This window comes from Burkholderia sp. GW821-FHT14F03, from assembly GCF_058803765.1.
In genome coordinates, this window is sequence record NZ_JBXAPG010000005.1 from 176,350 (window position 1) to 198,190 (window position 21,841).

The 21,841-nt window shown below is 69.7% G+C and carries 22 protein-coding genes; 7 read left to right on the plus strand and 15 right to left on the minus strand.

Annotated elements, in window-relative coordinates; translation table 11 throughout:
* Positions 1-10: 10 nt before the first annotated feature.
* From AC1RQF_RS05730 to AC1RQF_RS05755, 6 genes are all read right to left on the minus strand, one after another.
* Complete coding sequence (locus tag AC1RQF_RS05730) at positions 11-715, minus strand: SRPBCC family protein (RefSeq protein WP_273998919.1); 705 nt, start codon at positions 713-715, stop codon at positions 11-13.
* Between the two features lie 28 nt (positions 716-743).
* The gene (locus tag AC1RQF_RS05735; protein ID WP_274004368.1) at positions 744-1,103 is read right to left on the minus strand and encodes a DUF427 domain-containing protein; all 360 of its coding nucleotides are present in this window, start codon (positions 1,101-1,103) and stop codon (positions 744-746) included.
* A 115-nt stretch (positions 1,104-1,218) separates the two neighbouring features.
* Entirely contained in the window at positions 1,219-1,641 is a 423-nt protein-coding gene (locus AC1RQF_RS05740) for a carboxypeptidase-like regulatory domain-containing protein (protein WP_273998921.1), read from the minus strand.
* Between the two features lie 53 nt (positions 1,642-1,694).
* Positions 1,695-3,176, minus strand: coding sequence for a DegQ family serine endoprotease (locus AC1RQF_RS05745; RefSeq protein ID WP_273998923.1), 1,482 nt, complete (start codon positions 3,174-3,176; stop codon positions 1,695-1,697).
* Positions 3,177-3,303: 127 nt separating this feature from the next.
* Positions 3,304-4,614 carry an ATP-binding protein gene (locus AC1RQF_RS05750; RefSeq protein ID WP_273998925.1) on the minus strand — a complete coding sequence of 437 codons (1,311 nt, stop codon included), beginning with the start codon at positions 4,612-4,614 and terminating at the stop codon, positions 3,304-3,306.
* Positions 4,615-4,617: 3 nt separating this feature from the next.
* Positions 4,618-5,280 carry a response regulator gene (locus tag AC1RQF_RS05755; protein WP_273998927.1) on the minus strand — a complete coding sequence of 221 codons (663 nt, stop codon included), beginning with the start codon at positions 5,278-5,280 and terminating at the stop codon, positions 4,618-4,620.
* 178 nt (positions 5,281-5,458) lie between these two features.
* Between AC1RQF_RS05755 and dacB the strand changes: the two genes are divergently transcribed.
* From dacB to AC1RQF_RS05770, 3 genes are all read left to right on the plus strand, one after another.
* Positions 5,459-6,964, plus strand: a complete 1,506-nt coding sequence (gene dacB / locus AC1RQF_RS05760; RefSeq protein ID WP_273998928.1) for a D-alanyl-D-alanine carboxypeptidase/D-alanyl-D-alanine endopeptidase — start codon at positions 5,459-5,461, stop codon at positions 6,962-6,964.
* Positions 6,965-7,166: 202 nt separating this feature from the next.
* On the plus strand, positions 7,167-8,081 hold the full coding sequence (locus tag AC1RQF_RS05765; RefSeq protein ID WP_492871506.1) for a sterol desaturase family protein: 915 nt from the start codon (positions 7,167-7,169) through the stop codon (positions 8,079-8,081).
* Positions 8,082-8,189: 108 nt separating this feature from the next.
* Positions 8,190-9,314, plus strand: a complete 1,125-nt coding sequence (locus AC1RQF_RS05770; RefSeq protein ID WP_273998930.1) for an SGNH/GDSL hydrolase family protein — start codon at positions 8,190-8,192, stop codon at positions 9,312-9,314.
* Between the two features lie 104 nt (positions 9,315-9,418).
* Here the strand turns inward: AC1RQF_RS05770 and AC1RQF_RS05775 are convergent, their stop codons facing one another.
* From AC1RQF_RS05775 to AC1RQF_RS05815, 9 genes are all read right to left on the minus strand, one after another.
* Complete coding sequence (locus AC1RQF_RS05775) at positions 9,419-10,456, minus strand: L-threonylcarbamoyladenylate synthase (protein ID WP_273998931.1); 1,038 nt, start codon at positions 10,454-10,456, stop codon at positions 9,419-9,421.
* Positions 10,457-10,468: 12 nt separating this feature from the next.
* Entirely contained in the window at positions 10,469-11,665 is a 1,197-nt protein-coding gene (locus AC1RQF_RS05780; RefSeq protein WP_273998933.1) for a 5-(carboxyamino)imidazole ribonucleotide synthase, read from the minus strand.
* A gap of 71 nt (positions 11,666-11,736) precedes the next feature.
* Positions 11,737-12,255 carry a 5-(carboxyamino)imidazole ribonucleotide mutase gene (purE, locus tag AC1RQF_RS05785; RefSeq protein ID WP_273998934.1) on the minus strand — a complete coding sequence of 173 codons (519 nt, stop codon included), beginning with the start codon at positions 12,253-12,255 and terminating at the stop codon, positions 11,737-11,739.
* Positions 12,256-12,285: 30 nt separating this feature from the next.
* On the minus strand, positions 12,286-13,176 hold the full coding sequence (locus AC1RQF_RS05790; RefSeq protein ID WP_252981773.1) for a phosphoribosylaminoimidazolesuccinocarboxamide synthase: 891 nt from the start codon (positions 13,174-13,176) through the stop codon (positions 12,286-12,288).
* Between the two features lie 120 nt (positions 13,177-13,296).
* A complete protein-coding gene (gene fba, locus AC1RQF_RS05795; RefSeq protein ID WP_273998936.1) occupies positions 13,297-14,361 on the minus strand; it encodes a class II fructose-bisphosphate aldolase in 1,065 nt (354 codons plus the stop codon).
* A gap of 253 nt (positions 14,362-14,614) precedes the next feature.
* Positions 14,615-16,051: a pyruvate kinase gene (gene pyk, locus AC1RQF_RS05800; RefSeq protein WP_273998937.1), complete on the minus strand. Its 1,437-nt coding sequence runs from the start codon at positions 16,049-16,051 to the stop codon at positions 14,615-14,617.
* Positions 16,052-16,239: 188 nt separating this feature from the next.
* Complete coding sequence (locus AC1RQF_RS05805; RefSeq protein WP_273998938.1) at positions 16,240-17,436, minus strand: phosphoglycerate kinase; 1,197 nt, start codon at positions 17,434-17,436, stop codon at positions 16,240-16,242.
* Positions 17,437-17,659: 223 nt separating this feature from the next.
* Positions 17,660-17,983: an AzlD domain-containing protein gene (locus AC1RQF_RS05810; RefSeq protein ID WP_273998939.1), complete on the minus strand. Its 324-nt coding sequence runs from the start codon at positions 17,981-17,983 to the stop codon at positions 17,660-17,662.
* Positions 17,980-18,738 carry an AzlC family ABC transporter permease gene (locus tag AC1RQF_RS05815; RefSeq protein WP_273998940.1) on the minus strand — a complete coding sequence of 253 codons (759 nt, stop codon included), beginning with the start codon at positions 18,736-18,738 and terminating at the stop codon, positions 17,980-17,982. Before AC1RQF_RS05815 ends, AC1RQF_RS05810 begins: the two co-directional genes overlap by 4 nt.
* Before the next feature lie 197 nt (positions 18,739-18,935).
* Between AC1RQF_RS05815 and AC1RQF_RS05820 the strand changes: the two genes are divergently transcribed.
* From AC1RQF_RS05820 to AC1RQF_RS05835, 4 genes are all read left to right on the plus strand, one after another.
* Positions 18,936-19,859 (plus strand): branched-chain amino acid transaminase, encoded by a 924-nt coding sequence (locus AC1RQF_RS05820; protein ID WP_273998942.1) that lies wholly within the window; start codon positions 18,936-18,938, stop codon positions 19,857-19,859.
* Positions 19,860-19,912: 53 nt separating this feature from the next.
* Positions 19,913-20,107 (plus strand): zinc-finger domain-containing protein, encoded by a 195-nt coding sequence (locus tag AC1RQF_RS05825; protein WP_273998943.1) that lies wholly within the window; start codon positions 19,913-19,915, stop codon positions 20,105-20,107.
* 129 nt (positions 20,108-20,236) lie between these two features.
* Positions 20,237-21,277, plus strand: a complete 1,041-nt coding sequence (gene waaF, locus AC1RQF_RS05830; RefSeq protein WP_273998945.1) for a lipopolysaccharide heptosyltransferase II — start codon at positions 20,237-20,239, stop codon at positions 21,275-21,277.
* 114 nt (positions 21,278-21,391) lie between these two features.
* Positions 21,392-21,838, plus strand: a complete 447-nt coding sequence (locus tag AC1RQF_RS05835) for a nuclear transport factor 2 family protein (RefSeq protein WP_252983132.1) — start codon at positions 21,392-21,394, stop codon at positions 21,836-21,838.
* Positions 21,839-21,841: the final 3 nt, after the last annotated feature.

Below are 21,841 nucleotides of genomic sequence, written 5' to 3' on the forward strand. Positions count from 1 at the left end.
CGGTCGGCCTTCAGCTGCCGTTGAACCAGCGCGCCGCGTAGAGCAGCAGCGCGACGAAGACGATCATCACGGCCCACGCCCACAGCGGCACGGGGTTCGATTCGCGATGATGGAGCGCGCCCGCGGCGCGCCCGGACAGCGCGCCGCTCAGATGCTGCGCGTGGGGACGGCGCGCCGCGCCGACGAACGTCGACGGGCGCAGGAACACATGCTGGCGGCGCGGCTGGATGCCGCGCGCGAGATTCGGCGCCAGGCCGTGCTTGGCCTGCACGACCGCGCAGAATTCGGTGAAGAAGTCGTCGGCCAGCTCGTGCAGCGCGTTCTTGATCTGCCGGCCGGGCAGTTCGGCGAGCGGCCCGGAAGCGGTCGCCCAGACCACGTATTCGATCCGGGTGCCGTCCGCGCCGTCCGGCGCCAGCATCAGGTCGAGCTGGCCGCGCAACGCGCCGAGCCCGTCGGCGCGGGCCTTGAAGTTCAGCATCCGGCGGATCTGCCCGGCCTCGCCCGCCTGCTGGCCCGCGACGTGCGCGCGGACGTCGTAGTGCGCGCGCAGGGGACCGAGCGGCACCGTCAGGGCGAGCGCGTACTCGTCGTGCGCGAGCCGGGCGAACGCCTCGCAATGGTCGAGGCTCGCGCGCAACAGCGCGAGATCCTGCAACGCCGACCACACGACCGACGGCGGCAATGGAATACGCAACGCGTCGTTCAGTTCCATGAACCTTCCCCGATGAGCCCGTGTCCGTTCAGGATGTTTCGTCGATCCGATCGACCCGGTCGGCGTGGAACGCCACGTACAGACGGATCGGCTGCGCCGCATCCAGCGGCTCCTCGTAGCTCCAGGCGGCATTCTCGATCACGCCGTCTTCCGTCTGGAGGTGAAAATAGCGCGCCTCGCCCTTGGCGCCGCATTGGGTCGCGTGCCCGGACGGTGCGAGCCGCTTCATATTGATATCGCTTCTTGGCAGGTAATGCACGTCGGGAGAACCCGCTTGACGGACCGTCAGCGCCCGGGTCGAATCGGCATAGGTGATGCCGCGGTGGATGACCCGCACCCGGTGACGGTTCGGCACGATCTCGATGCGAAGGCTGGCGGCGTCGGACATCGGAATCCCCTGCGGCGCGGCGGGCGCCGGAAACGAAAAAGCCACGGCCCAGGCCGTGGCTTTCATTATCGGCGAAACCTTGCCGAATTGCGCGTATCGCGTGGCGGCGGGACCACTATTGCGCGGCCCACGAGAACGCTTCCTTCACGCCGCCCGTGTCCGGCACCCGGATCTCGCGGCTCTGCGCCTTGCCGTTGTAGGTCGCCCGGACCGTGTAGCGGCCCGGCGCGAGCTTCACCAGCATGAACGGACCGCGCGCATCGGTCTTCAGGACCTCGACCCCCTTCGCATCGCTGACGGACACGTGCACGTCCGCGAGGAACTCGCCGCCCGCCCCGGTGAAGCGCAGCGCGAGCGGCCAGTGGCCTTCGTTGCGCTCGAACGCGGTGGATTCGTCCTGCCCCACCCCACCCGACACGAAGCTTACGGCGCCTTGCTGATGCGCGGGCGGCAGGCCCGACTGCGCATGGGCCGCGCCCGCGACGCCCAGCGCCAGCACCATCGCGGCCAGGTACTTCGACATGCGTAGCTGTTGCATGATGGTTCTCCTTGAAGATCGGCGGCCCCGCCGCGGCGGGACCGCCGCGCCGGTCAGCCGAGGTCGACCGGCACGAAGATCTGCGCGTCGTCGCGCTGGATCAGCAGCGCGAGGCTGTTGCCGGCATTCTTGACGGCGTCGCGCAACTGATCGGCGCTCGTGACCGGCCGGCCGTTCACGGCGAGGATCACGTCGCCGGGCTGGATCCCGGCGCTCGCGGCCGGACCGTTCGACTGCTGCACGATCAGGCCGTGGGTGAGCGAGGTCGCGTTGCGCTCCTGCGGGCTCAGCGGCCGGACCGCGACGCCCAGGCGCCCCTGCTCGACCGGCGTGTCGGCGCTGGCGGACGACTGGCCGTCACCCAGCGACGCGAGCGTCACAGTAACATTCTTCTTGCCCTTGTCGCGCCAGATCTGCAGGTCCGCCCGGCTGCCCGGCTTCATGCCCGCGATCTGCGACGGCAGCATGGTCGAATCGGTCACCGGCGCGCCGTTCACGGACAGGATCACGTCGCCCGGCTGCAGCCCCGCCTTGGCGGCCGGCCCCTTCGGGTCGACCGAGCTGACGAGCGCGCCGTCCGGCTTGGCGAGCCCGAACGAGCTGGCGAGCGTCTGGTTCAGCGCCTGCACCGCGACGCCGAGCCGGCCGCGGCTCACGTGGCCGGTCTTCACCAGCTCGTCCTTGACCTTGATCGCCTCGTTGATCGGAATCGCGAACGACAGGCCCTGGAAGCCGCCCGTCTGCGAGTAGATCATCGAATTGATGCCGATCACCTCGCCGTTCAGGTTGAACAGCGGGCCGCCCGAGTTGCCGGGATTGACCGGCACGTCGGTCTGGATGAACGGCGTGTAGTTCTCGTCCGGCAGCGAGCGCGACTTGGCGCTGATGATGCCCGACGTGACCGTGTTGTCGAAACCGTACGGCGAGCCGATCGCGACCACCCACTGACCGACCTTGCTCTGCGACGGATCGCCGATCTTGACGGTCGGCAGGCCGGTCGCGTCGATCTTCAGCACCGCGACGTCGGACTGCTTGTCGGCGCCGATCACCTTCGCGCGGTATTCGCGCTTGTCGGTCAGCCGCACGGTGACGACGTTCGCGCCGTCGATCACGTGCGCGTTGGTCAGGATGTAGCCGTCCGGGCTGACGACGAAGCCCGAGCCCAGGCTCGCGCTCGGCTGGTCGTTCGGCTGCGCGCCGCCGCCCATGCCGGGGATCTGGCCGTAGAAATGCCGGAAGAACTGGTAGAACGGATCGCTCGGGTCGATCGGCAGCTGCGGGACGCCGCGCTGCGCAACCTGCTTCACCATGTGCTTCGCGCTGATGTTCACGACCGCCGGCCCATAGGTTTCCACGAGCCCCGAAAAATCGGGGATGCCGGTCTTCGCCGCCGCCTCGGCCGGCATCAGCGCCGCGGCGGCCGCGGGCGTGATGATCTGCGGATCGGCATGACGGGTGCCGGCGACATAGCCGGCCGAGAGCGCCGCCGCGACCGCGACGGCAATGGCTCCACGCGCCAGGAATCGGGTATTCATCGACTGACCTCCTCTTTGTTGACAGGCAGCGTAACGACGCTGCCTTAAAGGAGGCTTAACCGAACGCGAGGGCGACTCAAGGGCGATCGCGCGCGTGGAGCGAGGAGGCCGGCCTACGCGGCCCGGCCTACGCGGCCCGACGAAACTCCACGCTCACCTGCAGGCCGCCCGCCGAGGCCTCGCCCAGGCTCACCGTCGCGCCCTGCTGCGCCGCCACCCGCTTGACGATCGCGAGCCCGAGGCCGCTGCCGGAGACGTCCGTGCGCGCGCGCGCCGACGAATCGCGATAGAAGCGGTCGAACACGCGCTCGCGCTCGTCGGCCGGGATCCCCGGGCCGCTGTCGCCGATCCGCACGCTCGCCCGGCCGGTGGCGTCGGCGGTCAGCGACACATCGATCCGCCCGCCGTCCGGCGTGTACTTCACCGCATTGTCGAGCAGGTTGCCGAACATCACGCGCAGCGCGGCCGGATCGGCGAGCACCTTGGCCGGCTGCACCTCCTCGAGGCCGAGGTCGATGTCGCGGCGCTGCGCGAGCGGCGCATAGGCCGCCACGCAATCGGCCAGCAAAGCCGGCAGGTCGACCGGCTCGCGGATCGCCGCGCCGTCCGGTTCCGCGCGCGCGAGCGCGAGCAACTGCTCGGCGAGCCGGTTCGCGCGCGTGACGCCGCTCTGCAAGTCGGCGATCGCCTCGCGGCGCGTGGCGTCGTCCTGCGCGCGCGCGACGAGCTGCGCCTGGATCTGCACCGCCGCGAGCGGCGTGCGCAGTTCGTGCGCGGCGTCCGCGACGAAGGCCTTCTGCGTGTCGAGCGCGGCCGACAGCCGCGCGAGCAGCCGGTTCAGCGCGCGCACGAGCGGCTGCACCTCGAGCGGCAGGCCGGCGTCCGGCAGCGCGTCGAGCGCCTCCGGCCGGCGCGCCTCGACCGCGCGCGTGACGCGGCCGAGCGGCGCGAGCCCGCGCCCGACGATCATCCACACGGCCGCGCCCAGGAACGGCAGCAGCACGATCAGCGGCCACAGCGTGCGCAGCGCGACGTTCGCCGCGAGCCGGTTGCGCACCGACAGCGGCTGCGCGAGCTGCACCACGTTGTCGCCGACGATCGCGCCGTACACGCGCCACTCGCCGCGCTCGGTGCGTTCGGTCGAGAAACCCAGCTCGGCGCGCGGCGCGATCGGCGCGCGCGGATGCGAGAAATACATGAGCACGCCGTTGCGATTCCAGATCTGGATCACGATCCCTTCGTCGCCGTTGGTGCGCGAGCCGAACACCTGCGAGAACGGTTCCGACGGCAGCGCGGCGGCGATTTCCTGGAGCTGGTAGTCGAACAGTTCGTTCGCCTCGGCGAGCGCCTGGCGGTAGATCAGCCAGCCGGCGATGCCGACCCCGGCCACCACGATCGCGAGCAGCCAAACCAGCAATTGATGACGAATCGACCTCACGCGCTACGCTTCCTTCACGACCATGTAGCCCAGCCCGCGCACGTTGCGGATCAGGTCCGAGCCGAGCTTCTTGCGCAGCGCATGGATATAGACCTCGACGGTATTGCTGCCGATCTCCTCGCCCCAGCCGTACATCTTCTCCTCGAGCTGGCTCTTCGACAGCACCGCGCCCGGACGCGCGAGCAGCGCCTCGAGCAGCGCGAACTCGCGCGCGGACAGCGCGACCGGCGCGCCGTCGAGCGTCACCTGGTGCGAGGCGGGATCGAGCGTCAGCGCGCCGTGGCGGATCAGCGATTCGCTGCGGCCCGCCTGGCGGCGGATCAGCGCGCGCATCCGCGCGCCCAGCTCGTCGAGGTCGAACGGCTTCACGAGGTAGTCGTCCGCGCCCGCATCGAGGCCCTTCACGCGATCGGCCACCGCGTCGCGCGCAGTGAGGATCAGCACCGGCAGCATCAGCCCGCGTGCGCGCAGCGTGCGCAGCACGTCGATCCCGTCGCGTTTCGGCAGGCCGAGATCGAGCAGCAGCAGATCGTAAGCTTCGCCGCCGAGCGCCGTCAGCGCGGCCTCGCCGTCCTCCACCCAGTCGACCGCGCAGCCGTCGCTCTTGAGCGCCTTGCGCACGCCCTCGGCGATCATCCGGTCGTCTTCGACTAGCAGTATTCGCATCCTGACTGGGGTCCACCCTGCATCGACAATGGCGCTCATTGTAGCGCCGCGCGGGGCCCCGCCGACGCCCCCGGGCGGCAATTTCGTCGGAACCCGCCGCGAGTCTCTACAATGAGCGCTTTGCGCCGCCGGCGCGCCACCTGATTCCCGCATGTCGTCCGTCCTCCGAACCGCCCCGATGAAGCCCTCCGCCCGTTCCGTCCCACCGCGCCGCGCGCGCGCCGCGCTGCGCTGCGCGGCGGCGCTCGCCGCCTGCGCCGCGCTCGCGTTCGCGACGCCCGCCGATGCGCGCAAGAAGGCGCCGCGCTATCCGGCCGCCGTCTCCACCGCGCACGACATCCTGCCCGCCAGCGTGCTCGGCGCGCTGCAGCGCGCACGGGTGCCGGCATCGAGCATGAGCGTGGTGATCGAGCGCATCGGCGACCGCGATCCGCTCGTGTCGTGGAACGCGAGCCGACCGATGCTGCCCGCGTCGACCATGAAGCTCGTCACCACCTATTCCGGCCTGTCGATCCTCGGTCCCGGCTACCGCTGGCGCACGAGCGCCTACGCCACGGGCAGCATCGACCCGGCCGGCACGCTGCACGGCAATCTCTACATCAAGGGCAGCGGCGATCCCAAGCTCGTGCCGGAGGAGCTGATCGACCTCGTCAACAAGATCCGCCGCGCCGGCATCGTCAACATCGACGGCGCGCTGGTGCTCGACAAGAGCTACTTCGCGCCGTCGACGCGCGACCTGCCGCCGTTCGACGACGACGCGAGCGCGCCGTACAACGTCGGCCCCGATGCGCTGCTGTACGCGTTCAAGTCGCTGAGCTTCACGGTCACGCCGACCGACAGCGGCACGGTCGCGATCGACGTGCTGCCGCCGCTGTCCGATCTCGCGATCGACAACCAGCTGCAGGAAGGCAAGGGCTCGTGCGGCGTCGCGCGGCCGGCCGTGACGGCCGGCGCGGACGGCATGCTGACCGCGTCGTTCAACGGCAACCTGCCGAGCCGCTGCGGCACGATGACGACCAACCTCGCCGTGCTGAACCACACGACCTTCTTCGCGCGCGGCTTCCTCGCGCTGTGGCGCCAGACGGGCGGCACCTTCAACGGCGCGATCAGCGAGGGCGTGGTGCCGGGAGACGCGCGGCCGGTCGCGGTCCACCACGGCCCGGTGCTGTCGAGCATCGTCTACGACATCAACAAGCACAGCAACAACGTGATGGCGCGCAACCTGTTCCTCACGATCGGCGCGGTCGCGGGCAAGCCGCCCGCGACGACCGAGCAGTCGAGCCGGGTGATCCAGGCGTTCCTCGCGCGCAGCGGCATCGCGATGCCCGAGCTGGCGCTCGACAACGGCTCCGGCCTGTCGCGCGACGAGCACGTGAGCGCGCTGTCGCTCGCCAGCCTGCTGCAGGCCGCGAACGCGAGCCCGGTCGCGCAGGTGTTCGTCGACTCGCTGCCGATCGCCGGCATCGACGGCACCATGAAGAACCGCCTGACCAACCAGCCGGTGCTCGGCAACGCGCACATCAAGACCGGCACGCTGCGCGACGTGCGCGCGATCGCCGGCTATGTCGCATCGGCCGACGGTTCCAGCTACGTGGTCGTCAGCTTCATCAACGACGGCCACGCGGAGGCCGCGCGCGCCGCGCACGACGCGCTGCTCGAATGGGTCTACGCGGGACCGCGCTGAACGCGCGGGTCGCGGCGCGCCGGAACCGCTTCCACGCGCCGCCTCAAACACCCGTTCGAACCGCGCGGGACGGGGCTTCGGTACAAACCCTGCCCCGAATACTCCTTCTACGGAACCGCTCGCGCCCGGCACCTCGATTGCGTACCCTGTTTGCCTGAATCAGCGGCATAAAAGCACCGCCAGGGGAAAGGAGGAGACGTCCATGCAATTCAATGTTGAATTGCTTCTGCTTGCGCTGGCGCCCGTCTTTCTCATCTGCATCGGCTGGGAAGCGTGGCACCTGGCGCGCACCCGCCCGGACGCCCGCCTCTACGACTGGCGCGACACGCTCTGCAATGCCGCGCTCGCGCTCATGCACCAGGCCGCCGACAAGGTCGCGTGGCTGTTCGTGATCCCCGTCTACGCCTTCTGCTACACCCACTACCGGCTGTTCACGTGGGACGCCGGCTGGCTGTCGTTCGCGCTGCTGTTCGTTGCACAAGATCTGCTGTACTACGTATTTCACCGCTGCAGCCACCGGGTGCGCTGGCTGTGGGCCGCCCACGTGGTTCACCACTCGTCCGAACGCCTGAACTTCTCCACCGCGATGCGCCAGAGCCTGATGTATCCGGTCGCGGGCATGTGGGCGTTCTGGCTGCCGCTCGCGTTCCTCGGCTTCCCGCCGCAGCAGATCGTGGGCATCGTGCTGATCAATCTCGCGTTCCAGTTCTTCGTCCACACGCAGACGATTCCGAAGCTCGGCTGGCTCGAATACGTGCTCAACACGCCGTCGATCCACCGCGCGCACCATGCGCGCAATCCACGCTACATCGACCGCAACTACGCGGGCGTGCTGGTGATCTGGGACCGGCTGTTCAACAGCTTCGTCGAAGAGGATCCGCGCGATCCGCCCGCCTACGGCATCGTCGAACCCTTGCGCTCGAACAACCCGCTCGTCGCGACCTTCCACGAATGGCGCTCGATGGCGGCCGACGCCTGGCGGGTCGACGGGTGGCGCGACAAGCTGCGCGCGATTTTCGGCCCGCCCGAATGGGCGAGCGCTTATCATGCGCGGGTCGCCCGCGCGACCGTGGCGCCGACCGACCCATCGGGACGGGCGGCGCTCGGCGAACCCTAACCAGTTTTCAGCCAACGGCCGCCGCGCCGCCCGGCACGGGCTGCGGCGCGGCAGACAAAGCGGAGCGCAGCAAAGCAAGTCAGGCCATATCTACGAGGAGATGCAGGAATGAAACAAACACAACAACCGGGCCGTACGAAGCTGCGCACCGCGCAAATCGCGCTCGCATGCGCCTCGTTCGCGCTGCTCGCGGCCTGCGGCGGCGGCGACGACAACAGCGGCGCCAGCAACACCCCGCCGTCCGGCGTGAAGATGCAGGTCGTGTCGTTCGGCGACAGCCTGTCCGACGTCGGCACCTATTCGCAGATCCAGCTCGGTTTCGGCGGCGGCCGCTTCACGACGAACCCGGGCCAGGTGTGGACCCAGGTGGTCGCGACGTACTACGGCGACACGCTCACGCCCGCCTACCAGGGCGGCTTCGGCATTCCGCTGACCGCGACGGGCGGCCGCGGCTACGCGCAGGGCGGCGCGCGCGTGACCCAGCAGCCGGGGATCGGCTATGCGCCCGCGGGCACGCCGAACCAGTCCTATGCGCAGGCGACCACGGTGCCGATCGCAACCCAGGTCCAGCAGTACCTGCAGCAGTACGGCAGCTTCAACGCCAACCAGATCGTGCTGATCAACGGCGGCGCGAACGACATCTTCTTCCAGGCAGCCGTCGCGCAGGCCGCGGGCACGCAGGCGGCGCAGGTCGCGGCCGCGCAGCAGGTCGGCCTCGCCGCGCAACAGCTCGCGGGCGTCGTCCAGCAGATCGTCGCGTCGGGCGCGACCCACGTGTACGTGTCGAACATCCCGGATATCGGCGGCACGCCGCTCGCGGTGCAAGGCGGCCCCGCGCAGCAGGCCGCGTTCACGCAGCTGTCGGGCCTGTTCAACCAGACCCTCGTCGGCACGCTGCAGGCGCTCAAGGTCGACCCGACCAAGGCGACGGTGGTCGATGTGTTCACGTGGCAGGACGGCATCACCGCGAACTACCAGTCGAACGGCTTCTCGGTGTCGAACACCGGCACCGCGTGCAACCTGCAGGCGATGATCGCCGCCGCGACCAAGGCCGGCGTGCCCTCGCCGACCGCATACGGCTCCTCGCTGTTCTGCTCGCCGCAGACCTACACGGTCGCGAACGCCGACCAGACCTACATGTTCGCCGACACGGTCCACCCGACCACGCACCTGCACGCGCTGTACGCGCAGTACGTCGAGAAGCAGATCGCCGCAAGCGGCGTCGGCAAGTAAGCCGGGCGCGCGGGCCGGCCGGCCCGCATCGCGCGACGAAAAAAAGCCCGGGTGCGCGAGCCCCGGGCTTTTTCATTGGCGGCGGCGCACGATGCGCCGGCCGTTCACGCCTGTGCTTCGAAGGCGGCCGCGGCCCGGCCGAGCCGGTCGTTCACCGCGATCCACTCGGGCGTGTCCGGCAGTTTCTCGACCAGGATCCGCGCGACCTGCGCGCGATCGAGCGCGCGCAGCAGCCCGTACAGCTCGCGCGCGTAGGCGTGTGGATCCTCGGGCGCCGCGACGAAGTGCACGCCCGCCTCGCCCGCCCAGTGCCCCGCGCGCGACGCGCGCGCGACCAGCGCGACGCGTTCGCCGGCCGCGCGCGCGCCGGCGAGCAGCGCGTCGAGCGACTCGAACGGCAGCAGCGCGAGCGGCGTGCGCGGCGCGTAGTGCGCCTTCAGCGTGCCCGACGCGCGCGGCGCGCTCGCATCGCCGCCGTCCGGCAGGCGCGGCGCGACGCCGAGCACGTCGGCGATGTCCGCGGGCGTCACGCGGCCCGGGCGCAGCAGCGCGGGAAACCCGCGCGACAGATCGAGGATCGTCGACTCGATGCCGACCTCGGACGGCCCGCCGTCAAGCACGTGCACCGTGTCGCCGAACTCGTCGCGCACGTGCTGCGCGGTGGTCGGGCTCACATGGCCGAAACGGTTCGCGGACGGCGCGGCCACCCCGCCGTGGCCGCCGCGCCGCGCGCTGAATGCGTGCAGCAGCGCCTGCGCGACGGGATGCGACGGGCAGCGCAGCCCGACCGAGTCCTGGCCGCCGCTCACGGCGGCCGGAATCCGCGCGGCGCGCTTCAGGATCAGCGTGAGCGGACCGGGCCAGAATGCGTCGATCAACCGGCGCGCGTCGGCGGGCAAGGTGTCGACCCAGTAGCCCGGATCGCCCCCGGGAGGCAGGTGGACGATCACCGGATGGTTCGCCGGGCGACCCTTGGCCGCGTAGATGCGCGCAACGGCGTCGGGGTCCTGCGCGTCGCCGCCGAGCCCGTAAACGGTCTCGGTCGGGAACGCGACGAGCTGGCCCGCGTCGAGCAGCGCGGCGGCCGCATCGATCTGGGCGGCGCTCACAATCGACGCCGGATGGGATCGGTCACTGGACATCGCGGCTCCGCCTCAGTCGAGCGGAATGCGCAGCAGCTGCGCGCACGCGGTGGCGGCGTCGACCGCTTCGTCGAGCGTCGGCGCGGTGAAGTTCACGTGGCCCATCTTGCGGCCGACGCGCGCCTCCTCCTTGCCGTACAGATGCAGGCGCGCGGCCGGCATCGCGGCGACGCGGTCCCACGGCGGCGTGACGGCGGGACCGTCCGGATCGCCGTCGAACCAGATGTCGCCGAGGATGTTGAGCATCGTCGCCGGCGAGTGCTGGCGCGCATCGCCGAGCGGCAGGCGGGTCATCGCGCGCACCTGCTGCTCGAACTGGCTCGTTGCGCACGCATCGACCGTGTAGTGGCCGGAATTGTGCGGGCGCGGCGCCATCTCGTTGGCGACCAGCGAGCCGTCCGCGAGCACGAAGAACTCGACGCACAGCACGCCGACGTAGTCGAGCGCGTCCGCGATGCGCACCGCGGCCTGCCGGGCGGTCTCGGCCAGCGCGTCGTCCGCGGCGGGCGCCGGCACCACGGTCAGCGAGAGGATGCCGTCATGGTGGGTGTTCTGCGCGAGCGGGAACACCGCCGAGCGGCCGTCCGCGCCGCGCGCGACCAGCGCCGACACCTCGTACTCGAGCGCGAGCCGCTTTTCGAGCACGCACGGCACGCCGCGCAGCGCCGCATGCGCGTCGCGGACGTCCTGCGCGGTGCGCACCCGCGCCTGCCCCTTGCCGTCGTAGCCGAGCCGGGCGGTCTTGAGGATCCCGGGCAGCACCGCGTCGAGCTCGGCGTCGGTGAGCGCGGCCAGCTGCGCGTCGGATTCGATCGCCACGTGCGGCGCGACCGGTACGCCCGAGGCGGCGATGAAGCGCTTCTCGGCGATCCGGTCCTGTGCGATCGCGACGCAGCGGCCGGCCGGCGCGACGAAGGTCGAGCGCGCGAGCAGGTCGAGGCTCGCGGCCGGCACGTTCTCGAACTCGGTCGACACCGCCTCGCACAGCTGCGCGAGTTCCGCGAGCGCGGCCTCGTCGTCGTACGCGGCGCGCAGGTGGCGGTCGGCGACCGTGCCCGCCGGGCTGGTCGGATCGGGGTCGAGCACCGCGACGCGATAACCCATCGCTTGCGCGGCGAAACAGAACATGCGGCCGAGCTGGCCGCCGCCGACCATGCCAAGCCAGGCGCCGGGCAGGATCGGTGAAACCGGGGTGGGGAGTGCAGTCATGTCAGTGTCGGTCGCGGCGGGCAGCGCACCCGCCGCAGTCAGGACGATTCAGGGCCTTCGCGCGAGGCCGGTTACAGCGGCGGCAGGCTCATCGCGTGCGCGGCTTCGTTCTGGCGCACGCGGAACGCGGCGAGCCGGTTCGCGTAGTCGGCCGTCGTGCCGGCCAGGAGCGATACGGCGAACAGCGCCGCGTTCGCCGCGCCCGCCTCGCCGATCGCGAAGGTCGCGACCGGCACGCCCTTCGGCATCTGCACGATCGAGTGCAGCGAATCGACGCCTTTCAGGTACTTGCTCGCGACCGGCACGCCGAGCACCGGCACGGTGGTCTTCGCGGCCAGCATGCCGGGCAGGTGCGCGGCGCCGCCCGCGCCCGCGATGATCGCGCGCAGGCCGCGCTCGCGCGCCTTCTCCGCATAGTCGAACATCTCGTCGGGCATGCGGTGCGCGGACACCACGCGCGCCTCGTAGGGCACGCCGAATTCCTGCAGGATCGCGACCGCGTGCTTCATCACGTCCCAATCGGAACTGGATCCCATCAGCACGCCGACGAGCGGCGCGCTGTGCGTGTGGGCGGTTTGGACTTCGCTCATCGTGCGGTTCCTCGTGTGGTCGGACGCCGCTCAGGCGAGCTGCTGGCCGGTGATGCGCTCGAGCGCTTCCTGGTACTTCGCGCTCGTCCGGTCGACCACGTCCTGCGGCAGCGCCGGCGCGGGCGGCTCCTTCTTCCAGTCCTGGGTTTCGAGCCAGTCGCGCACGAACTGCTTGTCGAACGACGGCGGATTGGTGCCGACCTGATACTGGTCGGCCGGCCAGAAGCGCGACGAATCGGCGGTCAGCGCCTCGTCCATCAGGAACAGCTGGCCGTGGCTGTCGAGGCCGAACTCGAACTTCGTGTCGGCGATGATGATGCCGCGCGTGGCCGCGTAGTCGGCCGCTTCCTTGTACAGGCGGATCGAGATGTCGCGGATCGTCGCGGTCAGCTCGGTGCCGATCCGGCGCTCGGCTTCCTCGTACGTGATGTTCTCGTCATGATGGCCCATCTCCGCCTTCGCGGCCGGCGTGAAGATCGGCTCGGGCAGCTTCTGCGCGTTCTGCAGGCCGGCCGGCAGCTCGACGCCGCACACCTTGCCGGTGGCCTGATAGTCCTTCCAGCCGCTGCCCGCGAGATAGCCGCGCACCACGGCCTCGATCAGGATCGGTTCGAGGCGCTTGACCACCACCGCGCGGCCCTCGACCTGCGCGACTTCATCGGCGGCCACGACCGCTTCCGGCGCGTCGCCCGTCAGGTGATTCGGGACGATGTGCGCGAGCTTGTCGAACCAGAAGTTCGCCATCTGGTTCAGCACCCGGCCCTTGTTCGGAATCGGCTCGCCCATGATCACGTCGAACGCCGACAGACGGTCGGTCGTGACGATCAGGAGCTTGTCGTTGCCGACCGCGTAGTTGTCGCGGACCTTGCCACGGCCGAGGAGCGGCAGCGAGCGGAGCGTGGATTCGTAGAGGGTAGACATCGTCGTTTCGCAGAAGATAGAAGCCAAACAAAAAGGGAAACGCCGTTCCCCTTCACCGGCGGGAACGGCGGCTGCAACCGGTCGACCGGCCGGGCCGCCAGGCCCGGCCGGCGCGGCGCCTCAGCGCACGACTTGCGCGAGCGCGCCGGCCTTGTACTTCTCGGCGATCTTGTCGAGCGGGAGCGGCGTGATCTTGCCTGCCTGCCCCTCGCAGCCGAACGCCAGGTAACGATCGACGCACACCTGCTTCGCCGCTTCGCGGGCCGGCTTCAGGTAGTCGCGCGGATCGAACTTGCCCGGGTTCTCGAACAGGTAGCGGCGGATCGCGCCCGTGATCGCGAGCCGCAGGTCGGTGTCGATATTCACCTTGCGCACGCCGTGCTTGATGCCTTCCTGGATTTCCTCGACCGGCACGCCGTAGGTTTCCTTCATGTCGCCGCCGAACTCGCGGATCTCCGCGAGCAGTTCCTGCGGCACCGACGACGAGCCGTGCATCACCAGGTGCGTGTTCGGGATCCGCGCGTGGATTTCCTTGATGCGCTGGATCGACAGGATATCGCCCGTGGGTTTCTTCGTGAACTTGTAGGCGCCGTGCGAGGTGCCGATCGCGATCGCGAGCGCGTCGCACTGCGTGCGCTTGACGAAGTCGGCCGCCTGCTCCGGATCGGTCAGCAGCTGCTCGCGGGTCATCGTGCCTTCCGCGCCGTGGCCGTCTTCCTTGTCGCCCTTCATCGTCTCGAGCGAGCCCAGCACGCCCAGTTCCGCCTCGACCGTCACGCCGATCGAGTGCGCCATCTCGACGACCTTGCGCGACACGTCGACATTGTATTCATACGACGCCACCGTCTTGCCGTCCGCCTCCAGCGAGCCGTCCATCATCACGCTCGTGAAGCCGCTGCGGATCGCCGCCATGCAGACCGCCGGCGACTGCCCGTGATCCTGGTGCATCACCACCGGGATATGCGGATAGGACTCGATCGCCGCCTCGATCAGGTGGCGCAGGAACGGCTCGCCCGCGTATTTCCGGGCGCCGGCCGACGCCTGCATGATCACCGGCGCGTTCACCTGGTCGGCGGCCGCCATGATCGCCTGCACCTGCTCGAGGTTGTTCACGTTGAACGCCGGCAGGCCGTAGCCGTGTTCCGCCGCGTGATCCAGCAGTTGACGCATTGATACGAGAGGCATTGTGGAACTCCTTGATAGAAAACCGGTGCGCCCTGGGCGGCGGCTGACGGCCCGCCCCGGCGGATGGACGGGCGGACCTGCGCGGCTGAGCGTCGAATAGCCGCATTTTATCGCGAAGCGCCCCGGATTCAGACCAAATCGGTATCCCACGCCCAAATTGTTGTGGGCGAACGCACGTTTTCCAGCAAAAAGGGCCGCGCGGGGCATCTGACCCCGCGCGGCCCATCCGGCCCGGACTACGGCCCCGAAACGCTCAGTAAGGTTCGCCGACCCGCACGATCTTGAGGGTGTTGGTGCCGCCCGCCTGCCCCATCGGCTCGCCGACCGTCAGCACGACCATGTCGCCGTGCTGCACGAAGCCCTGCCGGACCACGATCTCGAGCGCCGCCTGCAGCGCCGCGTCGCGGTCGCTGTTGAAATCGACGTGCAGCGGGGTCACGTTGCGGAACAGCGCCATCGCGCGCTCGCTGCCGACCCGCGGCGTCAGCGCGAAGATCGGCACGTGAGTGTAGTGGCGCGACATCCACAGCGCGGTCGCGCCCGATTCGGTCAGCGCGACGATCGCCTTGGCGCCCAGGTGGTAGGCCGTGAACAGCGCGCCCATCGCGATCGACTGGTCGATCCGGGTGAAGGTGCGGTCGAGGAAATCCTTGTCCAGCTCGACCTGCTCGGATTTCTCCGCCTCGACGCAGACGGCCGCCATCGTCTCGATCGTGACCACCGGGTACTTGCCCGTCGCCGTCTCGGCCGACAGCATCACCGCGTCGGTGCCGTCGAGCACCGCGTTCGCGACGTCCGACACCTCGGCGCGGGTCGGCACCGGCGCGTGGATCATCGATTCCATCATCTGCGTCGCGGTGATCACGAGCTTGTTCGACTCGCGCGCCATGCGGATCATGCGCTTTTGCAGCGCGGGCACCGCCGCGTTGCCGACCTCGACCGCGAGGTCGCCGCGCGCGACCATGATGCCGTCCGACGCGTCGAGGATGCCCTGCAGCGCCGGAATCGCCTCCGCGCGCTCGATCTTCGCGATCATCTTCGGCTTGATGCCGTAGGGCGCGCCCGCGATGTTCGCGAGCTGGCGCGCCATTTCCATGTCGGTCGCGTTCTTCGGGAACGACACCGCCACCAGGTCCGCGCCGAGCGACATCGCGGTGCGGATGTCCTCCATGTCCTTGGCCGTCAGCGCGGGCGCCGACAGGCCGCCGCCCTGGCGGTTGATGCCCTTGTTGTTCGACAGCTCGCCGCCGATCTTGACGATCGTATGGATCTCCTCGCCGACGATGCGCTCGACGGTCAGCACGATCAGGCCGTCGTTGAGCAGCAGCAGGTCGCCCGGCTTCAGGTCGCGCGGCAGGTCCTTGTAGTCGAGCCCGACGCGTTCGTCGTTGCCCAGCTCGCATGCACCGTCGAGGATGAACGGCTGGCCCGGCGCGAGCAGGGTCTTGCCCATCTCGAATTTGCCGACGCGGATCTTCGGCCCCTGCAGATCGGCCATGATCGCGATTTCCCGGCCGACCTTGCGCGCGGCCTCGCGGACCATCTCGGCGCGCTGCCGGTGGTCGTCCGCGGTGCCGTGCGAGAAATTGAGCCGGACGACGTCGAGCCCCGCCTGCATCATCTGCAGCAGGACCTCGGGCGAGCTGGAGGCCGGGCCGATGGTGGCGACAATCTTGGTGGCGCGATGCATGAATCTCCTCGTCGAGTCTGAGTGGTGCTGGGCGTACCGCTGCGAGAGCCGGACCCGCGCGGCCCAGCGGCCGCCGCATCCGGAATGCGCGCCGGTGCCCGGGGGCCCGGCGTCGCTTTGTTCATCCTGTCAGGTCCTGCGCCGCGGACGGCGGGCGCGCGCCGCGCACCGTCCGCGGGTCATGCGGGTCAGGCCGCGCGCGTTTCAAGCACTTCGACCGCCGGCAGCGTCTTGCCCTCGAGGAATTCGAGGAACGCGCCCCCGCCCGTCGAGATGTAGCTGACCTTGTCGTGGATCCCGTACTTCGCGATCGCGGCGAGCGTATCGCCGCCGCCCGCGATCGAGAACGCCGACGAATGGGCGATCGCATCCGCCAGCGTGCGGGTGCCGTTGCCGAACTGGTCGAATTCGAACACGCCGACCGGGCCGTTCCAGACGATCGTGCCGGCCTTCCCGAGCTGGCCGGCGAGCGCCTTGGCGGTTTCCGGGCCGATGTCGAGGATCAGGTCGTCGGCCTCGATGTCGGCGACCTGCTTCACGGTGGCCGCGGCGGTCGGCGCGAATTCCTTCGCGGTCACGACGTCCGACGGGATCGGCACCGATGCGCCGCGCTTGCGCGCCTCGTCGATGATCGCCTTGGCCTCGGCGACGAGGTCCGGCTCGGCGAGCGACTTGCCGATGGTCAGGCCCGCCGCCAGCATGAAGGTGTTCGCGATGCCGCCGCCGACGATCAGCTGGTCGACCTTCTCGGCGAGCGATTTCAGGATCGTCAGCTTGGTCGACACCTTCGAACCCGCGACGATCGCCACGAGCGGCCGCTTCGGGTTGCCGAGCGCCTTGCCGAGCGCGTCCAGCTCGGCCGCGAGCAGCGGGCCCGCGCAGGCGACGGGCGCGTACTTCGCGATGCCGTGGGTGGTCGCCTCGGCGCGGTGCGCGGTGCCGAACGCATCGTTGACGTAGATGTCGCACAGCTTCGCCATCTTCTGCGCGAGCGCGTCGTCGTTCTTCTTCTCGCCCGGGTTGACCCGGCAGTTTTCCAGCAGCACGACCTGGCCCGGCGCGACCTCGACGCCCTGCTCGACCCAGTTCGAGACGAGCGGCACGTCGCGGCCCAGCAGTTCCGCGAGGCGCTGCGCGACGGGCGCGAGCGAATCTTCCGGCTTGAACGCGCCCTCGGTCGGGCGGCCGAGGTGCGACGTGACCATCACGGCCGCGCCCGCATCGAGCGCGGCGCGGATCGCCGGAACCGACGCGCGCACGCGGGTGTCCTCGGTAATGTTGCCGTGGTCGTCCTGCGGCACGTTCAGGTCGGCGCGGATGAACACGCGTTTGCCGGAGAGCTTGCCTTCGGCGATCAGGTCGGTAAGACGCTTTACTTGGCTCATGGGACTGGATGAGGTTGATGAGGAAGGCGGTTCGACGCGCGCGGGCAGCCGGCACGGCGCGCCGCGCGCGGCCGGGCCGGGCCGCGCACGCGCGCGAAAGTCGAGAGGGAACATTCTAGCCGATCCGTTCCGCCGGCCGCCCCGTCGAGACGCGAATTCCGCCTATTTGGGGGCCAGTTGCGAGCCGCATCGCAGCAATCGCGGCGGCGCGGCAGCACGCGGCTCAGAACATCAGGCGCAATGCGGTGAAGACGAGCATCCCGACGACGATCGTGCCGAGCATGCTGCGCCGCCACAGGAACCAGCCGAGCCCGGCGACGGCCGCGTAGAACTCGTGGTTCGACAGCGCGAACGAGATGCCGTCCGGGGTTTCGAGGACGTCGGGCAGCACCACCGCCATCAGCGCGGCGGCGGGCGCGTAGCGCAGCGCGCGCTGGACCCGCTCCGGCAACACGCCGCGCTCGCCGCCCATCAGGAACAGCGCGCGCGTGACCGCGGTCACGAGCGTCATGCCGAGGATCGCCAGCCAGACCTGGGTCGCGCTCATTCCGCCTCCCCGGCGTCATGCCCACGGGACGCGCGGACGCGCCGCCAGTCGGCGCGTTCGACGAACAGGTCGGTCACGCTGCCCGCCGCGAGCGCGGCGACCACCGCGAGCGGCAGCGCGAGCCGGTACGGCAGGTCGAACGCGAGCAGCGAGACGATCCCCGCCACCGCGACCGCGGCCAGCGTCGAGCGGTTCGCGACCGCGGTCACCATGATCGGGATCAGCGCGAGGGTGCCCGCGAGTTCGAGCCCCCAGCTGTCCGGGAAGAAGCTCGCCAGCAGGATGCCGGCGAGCGAGGACGCCTGCCACGACAGCCAGCTCGACGCGGCCATCCCCCAGAAATAGGCCTCCTTGCCCGGCACCGGGCCCGGCGCGAAGCCCTGCTTCTGGAACAGCAGATAGATCACGTCGCCGTTGAAGTAGCCGATTGCGAGGCGCCGCCACATCGGCAGGTGCGCGAAGTGCGGCGCGAGCCCGGCGCTGAAGATCACGAAGCGGGTGTTCACCATCGCCGCGGTGAGCAGGATGGTCCAGAGCGGCAGCTTGGCGGCGAAGAGCGGCAGCACCGCGAGCTGCGACGAGCCCGCGTAGACCAGCAGCGACATCCCGGCCGCCTGGCCGACCGTGAGCACCGACTTGCTCATCGCGATGCCCGTGACGAGCCCCCACGAGAGGATCGCCATCAAGGTCGGGGCATAATCGCGGGCGCCCTGCACGAGGGCATAGCGGTTGGTGGCGGACAGGCGAGCGAGCATCGATGGGAGCGCCGGCGTGGCGAAAAAGCCGGGCGACCCGCGTGCAACCGCGCCGCCTCCCGTTATTCTTGAGAAATTTACTCGGGGATTATAGCGCCGCATCACCGGCCGGCGCCCGTCCGCCGGGCAAAAGACGCTAAAATAAGCGTCTTTCCGGCTCAATGCTGCATACAACCGCATCCCGTTAGGAGATACCTATGTCAATGGCCGACCGCGACGGCAAGATTTGGATGGACGGCAAGCTGATCGATTGGCGTGACGCGAACATCCACGTGCTGACCCACACGCTGCACTACGGCATGGGCGTCTTCGAAGGCGTGCGCGCGTACAAGACGGCCGACGGCGGCAGCGCGATCTTTCGTCTGAAGGAACATACGAAGCGCCTGCTGAACTCCGCGAAGATCTTCCAGATGGACGTGCCGTTCGACCAGGAAACGCTCGAGGCCGCCCAGCGCGACGTGGTGCGCGAGAACAAGCTGGAATCGTGCTATCTGCGCCCGATCATCTGGGTCGGCTCGGAAAAGCTCGGCGTGTCCGCGAAGGGCAACACGATCCACGTCGCGATCGCGGCCTGGCCGTGGGGCGCGTACCTCGGCGAGGACGGCCTCGCCAAGGGGATCCGCGTGAAGACCTCGTCGTTCACGCGCCATCACGTGAACGTCTCGATGGTGCGCGCGAAGGCGTCGGGCTGGTACGTGAACTCGATCCTGGCGAACCAGGAAGCGACCACCGACGGCTACGACGAGGCGCTGCTGCTCGACGTCGACGGCTACGTGTCGGAAGGCTCGGGCGAGAACTTCTTCCTGGTCAACCACGGCAAGCTGTACACCCCCGACCTGGCGTCCTGCCTCGACGGGATCACCCGCGACACGGTGATCACGCTCGCGAAGGAAGCGGGCATCGAGGTGATCGAGAAGCGCATCACCCGCGACGAGGTCTACACCGCGGACGAAGCGTTCTTCACCGGCACCGCCGCCGAAGTCACGCCGATCCGCGAGCTCGACAACCGCACGATCGGCAACGGCGCGCGCGGCCCGATCACGGAAAAACTGCAGGCGGCGTTTTTCGACGTCGTGACGGGCAAGAGCGCGAAGCACGCGCACTGGCTCGCGAAGATCTGAACACGGCGCGCCCGCACGGGCGCGCCTGCCCCATCGCATAACGAGAACACCCCATGAGCGAACTGAAGGAAATGCCGCTGATCGAGCTGACCGCCAAGGATCTGCCGGCCTACTGCCCGAACCCGTCGATGCCGCGCTGGAGCGCGCATCCCCGCGTCTTCATCGACGTCTCGCACGGCGAGGCGCGCTGCCCGTACTGCGGCACGCGCTACAAGCTGCGTGACGGCGAAGTCGTCAAGGGCCACTGAAGCCCGGCGGGCGCGTTGCCCGGCTGAAGCGGCGCGGCCGACCCGGCACGCGCCGCCGTCTTCTTTCTCTCGCAACCCGAACGCGGCGCCTGCGCGCCGCGCTTCATCACGACACCGGATATCGACCTGATGCGTCGCGCGTTGGTAATCGCACCGAACTGGATCGGTGACGCATTGATGGCGCAGCCGCTTTTCGCGCTGCTGAAGAAACTCCATCCCCGCATCGTCATCGATGCCGTGGCGCCGGGCTGGGTGGCGCCCGTGCTCGAACGGATGCCCGAAATCCACGATGTCTACGCGACCGACCTCGCGCACGGCAAGCTGCAGATGCTGCGCCGCTGGCAGCTCGCGAGCGACCTGCGCGACAACGGCTACGACGCCGCCTACGTGCTGCCGAATTCGCTGAAGTCCGCGCTGATCCCCTGGCTCGCGGGCATTCCGCTGCGGATCGGCTATACGGGCGAGAAGCGCTACGGCCTGCTCAACGTGCGCCACGCGAACCCGAGCCGCAAGCGCGACGAGCGTCCGGCGATGGCCGAGCACTACGCCGCGCTCGCGTACGCGCCGGGCGCTCGGCTGCCGGACACGATGAAGGCGCTGCCGCCGCCGCGCCTCGACGCGGACCTGAACGAGACCGCGCGGGTGTCCGCCCGCTTCAACCTCGACACCCGCAAGCCGCTCGTCGTGTTCTGCCCGGGCGCCGAGTACGGCCCGGCCAAGCGCTGGCCGCCCGAGCACTTCGCGGCGCTCGCGCACAGCGTGAGCCAGTCGTTCCCCTATACGCAGATCGTCGCGCTCGGCTCGCCGAAGGACGCCGCGGTCGCGCAGGCGATCGCCGAGCGCGCGCCGAACGTGCGCAGCCTGTGCGGCCAGACCTCGCTCAGCGAAGCCTGCGCGCTGATCGCGCGCGCGAACGCCGTGGTCACCAACGATTCCGGCCTGATGCACGTGGCGGCCGCGCTGCGCCGGCCGCTCGTCGCGCTGTACGGCTCGACCGACCCGCGCCACACCCCGCCGCTGTCGGAGCTGGCGAAGGTACAATGGCTGCATCTCGAATGCAGTCCCTGCTTCGAACGCGAATGCCCGCTCGGCCATCTGAACTGCCTGCGCGAGCTGAGCCCGGAGCAGGTATTCGGCGATTTGCGCGGCATGCTCGTCGGGCAGCGCTGAGCGGCCCGCCGGCTGCGGCGCGAGCCCGCCGCGCGGTCGATTCACCGGCGGACGCGGGCGTGGCTCGCATCCGCCGCCTTGTAACGGCGCGCCCCGCGCGCGAGAGATAACCCGATGCCACGTTTTGCCCGCCTCTTCGAAGCTGCCGCCGATACGCTCAACGCCTATTATCAGGCGATTGCCGACGCCAACCTCGACGCCCTGATGGTCCTGTGGATCGACGAGGACTTCGCGAGCTGCATCTGGGCCGACGGCGCGCATCTGCACGGCCTCGACCAGATCCGCGGCGGCTTCGCGCAGCGCCTGTCGACCCAGCCGGTCACGATCGAGCCGCTCGACATCCGCGTCTACGACAGCCTCGGCACCGTCGTCTACACGGTCGCCGAAGCGCACCAGTACGCCGACCTCACGGCCGAGCCGGACATGGTGTTCGCGACCTACGTGATGATCCACGAGCGCGGCGAATGGCGGATCGCGCACATCCACTCGAGCCCGATCCCCGCGCAGACCGCCACCCAGTTCGCGGCCAAGATCCGCCACGGCCAGGGGCCGCTCCACTGACCG

Bases quoted from the DNA above. Each gene is read 5' to 3' on its own strand.
- AC1RQF_RS05730 (WP_273998919.1), bottom strand. From the start codon at position 715: ATGGAACTGAACGACGCGTTGCGTATTCCATTGCCGCCGTCGGTCGTG.
- waaF (WP_273998945.1), top strand. From the start codon at position 20,237: ATGCGTCGCGCGTTGGTAATCGCACCGAACTGGATCGGTGACGCATTG.
- AC1RQF_RS05775 (WP_273998931.1), bottom strand. From the start codon at position 10,456: ATGTCCAGTGACCGATCCCATCCGGCGTCGATTGTGAGCGCCGCCCAG.
- AC1RQF_RS05740 (WP_273998921.1), bottom strand. From the start codon at position 1,641: ATGCAACAGCTACGCATGTCGAAGTACCTGGCCGCGATGGTGCTGGCG.
- AC1RQF_RS05810 (WP_273998939.1), bottom strand. From the start codon at position 17,983: ATGAGCGCGACCCAGGTCTGGCTGGCGATCCTCGGCATGACGCTCGTG.
- AC1RQF_RS05790 (WP_252981773.1), bottom strand. From the start codon at position 13,176: ATGTCTACCCTCTACGAATCCACGCTCCGCTCGCTGCCGCTCCTCGGC.
- purE (WP_273998934.1), bottom strand. From the start codon at position 12,255: ATGAGCGAAGTCCAAACCGCCCACACGCACAGCGCGCCGCTCGTCGGC.
- dacB (WP_273998928.1), top strand. From the start codon at position 5,459: ATGAAGCCCTCCGCCCGTTCCGTCCCACCGCGCCGCGCGCGCGCCGCG.
- AC1RQF_RS05835 (WP_252983132.1), top strand. From the start codon at position 21,392: ATGCCACGTTTTGCCCGCCTCTTCGAAGCTGCCGCCGATACGCTCAAC.
- fba (WP_273998936.1), bottom strand. From the start codon at position 14,361: ATGCCTCTCGTATCAATGCGTCAACTGCTGGATCACGCGGCGGAACAC.
- AC1RQF_RS05780 (WP_273998933.1), bottom strand. From the start codon at position 11,665: ATGACTGCACTCCCCACCCCGGTTTCACCGATCCTGCCCGGCGCCTGG.
- AC1RQF_RS05805 (WP_273998938.1), bottom strand. From the start codon at position 17,436: ATGAGCCAAGTAAAGCGTCTTACCGACCTGATCGCCGAAGGCAAGCTC.
- AC1RQF_RS05745 (WP_273998923.1), bottom strand. From the start codon at position 3,176: ATGAATACCCGATTCCTGGCGCGTGGAGCCATTGCCGTCGCGGTCGCG.
- AC1RQF_RS05825 (WP_273998943.1), top strand. From the start codon at position 19,913: ATGAGCGAACTGAAGGAAATGCCGCTGATCGAGCTGACCGCCAAGGAT.
- pyk (WP_273998937.1), bottom strand. From the start codon at position 16,051: ATGCATCGCGCCACCAAGATTGTCGCCACCATCGGCCCGGCCTCCAGC.
- AC1RQF_RS05770 (WP_273998930.1), top strand. From the start codon at position 8,190: ATGAAACAAACACAACAACCGGGCCGTACGAAGCTGCGCACCGCGCAA.
- AC1RQF_RS05765 (WP_492871506.1), top strand. From the start codon at position 7,167: ATGCAATTCAATGTTGAATTGCTTCTGCTTGCGCTGGCGCCCGTCTTT.
- AC1RQF_RS05815 (WP_273998940.1), bottom strand. From the start codon at position 18,738: ATGCTCGCTCGCCTGTCCGCCACCAACCGCTATGCCCTCGTGCAGGGC.
- AC1RQF_RS05820 (WP_273998942.1), top strand. From the start codon at position 18,936: ATGTCAATGGCCGACCGCGACGGCAAGATTTGGATGGACGGCAAGCTG.
- AC1RQF_RS05735 (WP_274004368.1), bottom strand. From the start codon at position 1,103: ATGTCCGACGCCGCCAGCCTTCGCATCGAGATCGTGCCGAACCGTCAC.
- AC1RQF_RS05755 (WP_273998927.1), bottom strand. From the start codon at position 5,280: ATGCGAATACTGCTAGTCGAAGACGACCGGATGATCGCCGAGGGCGTG.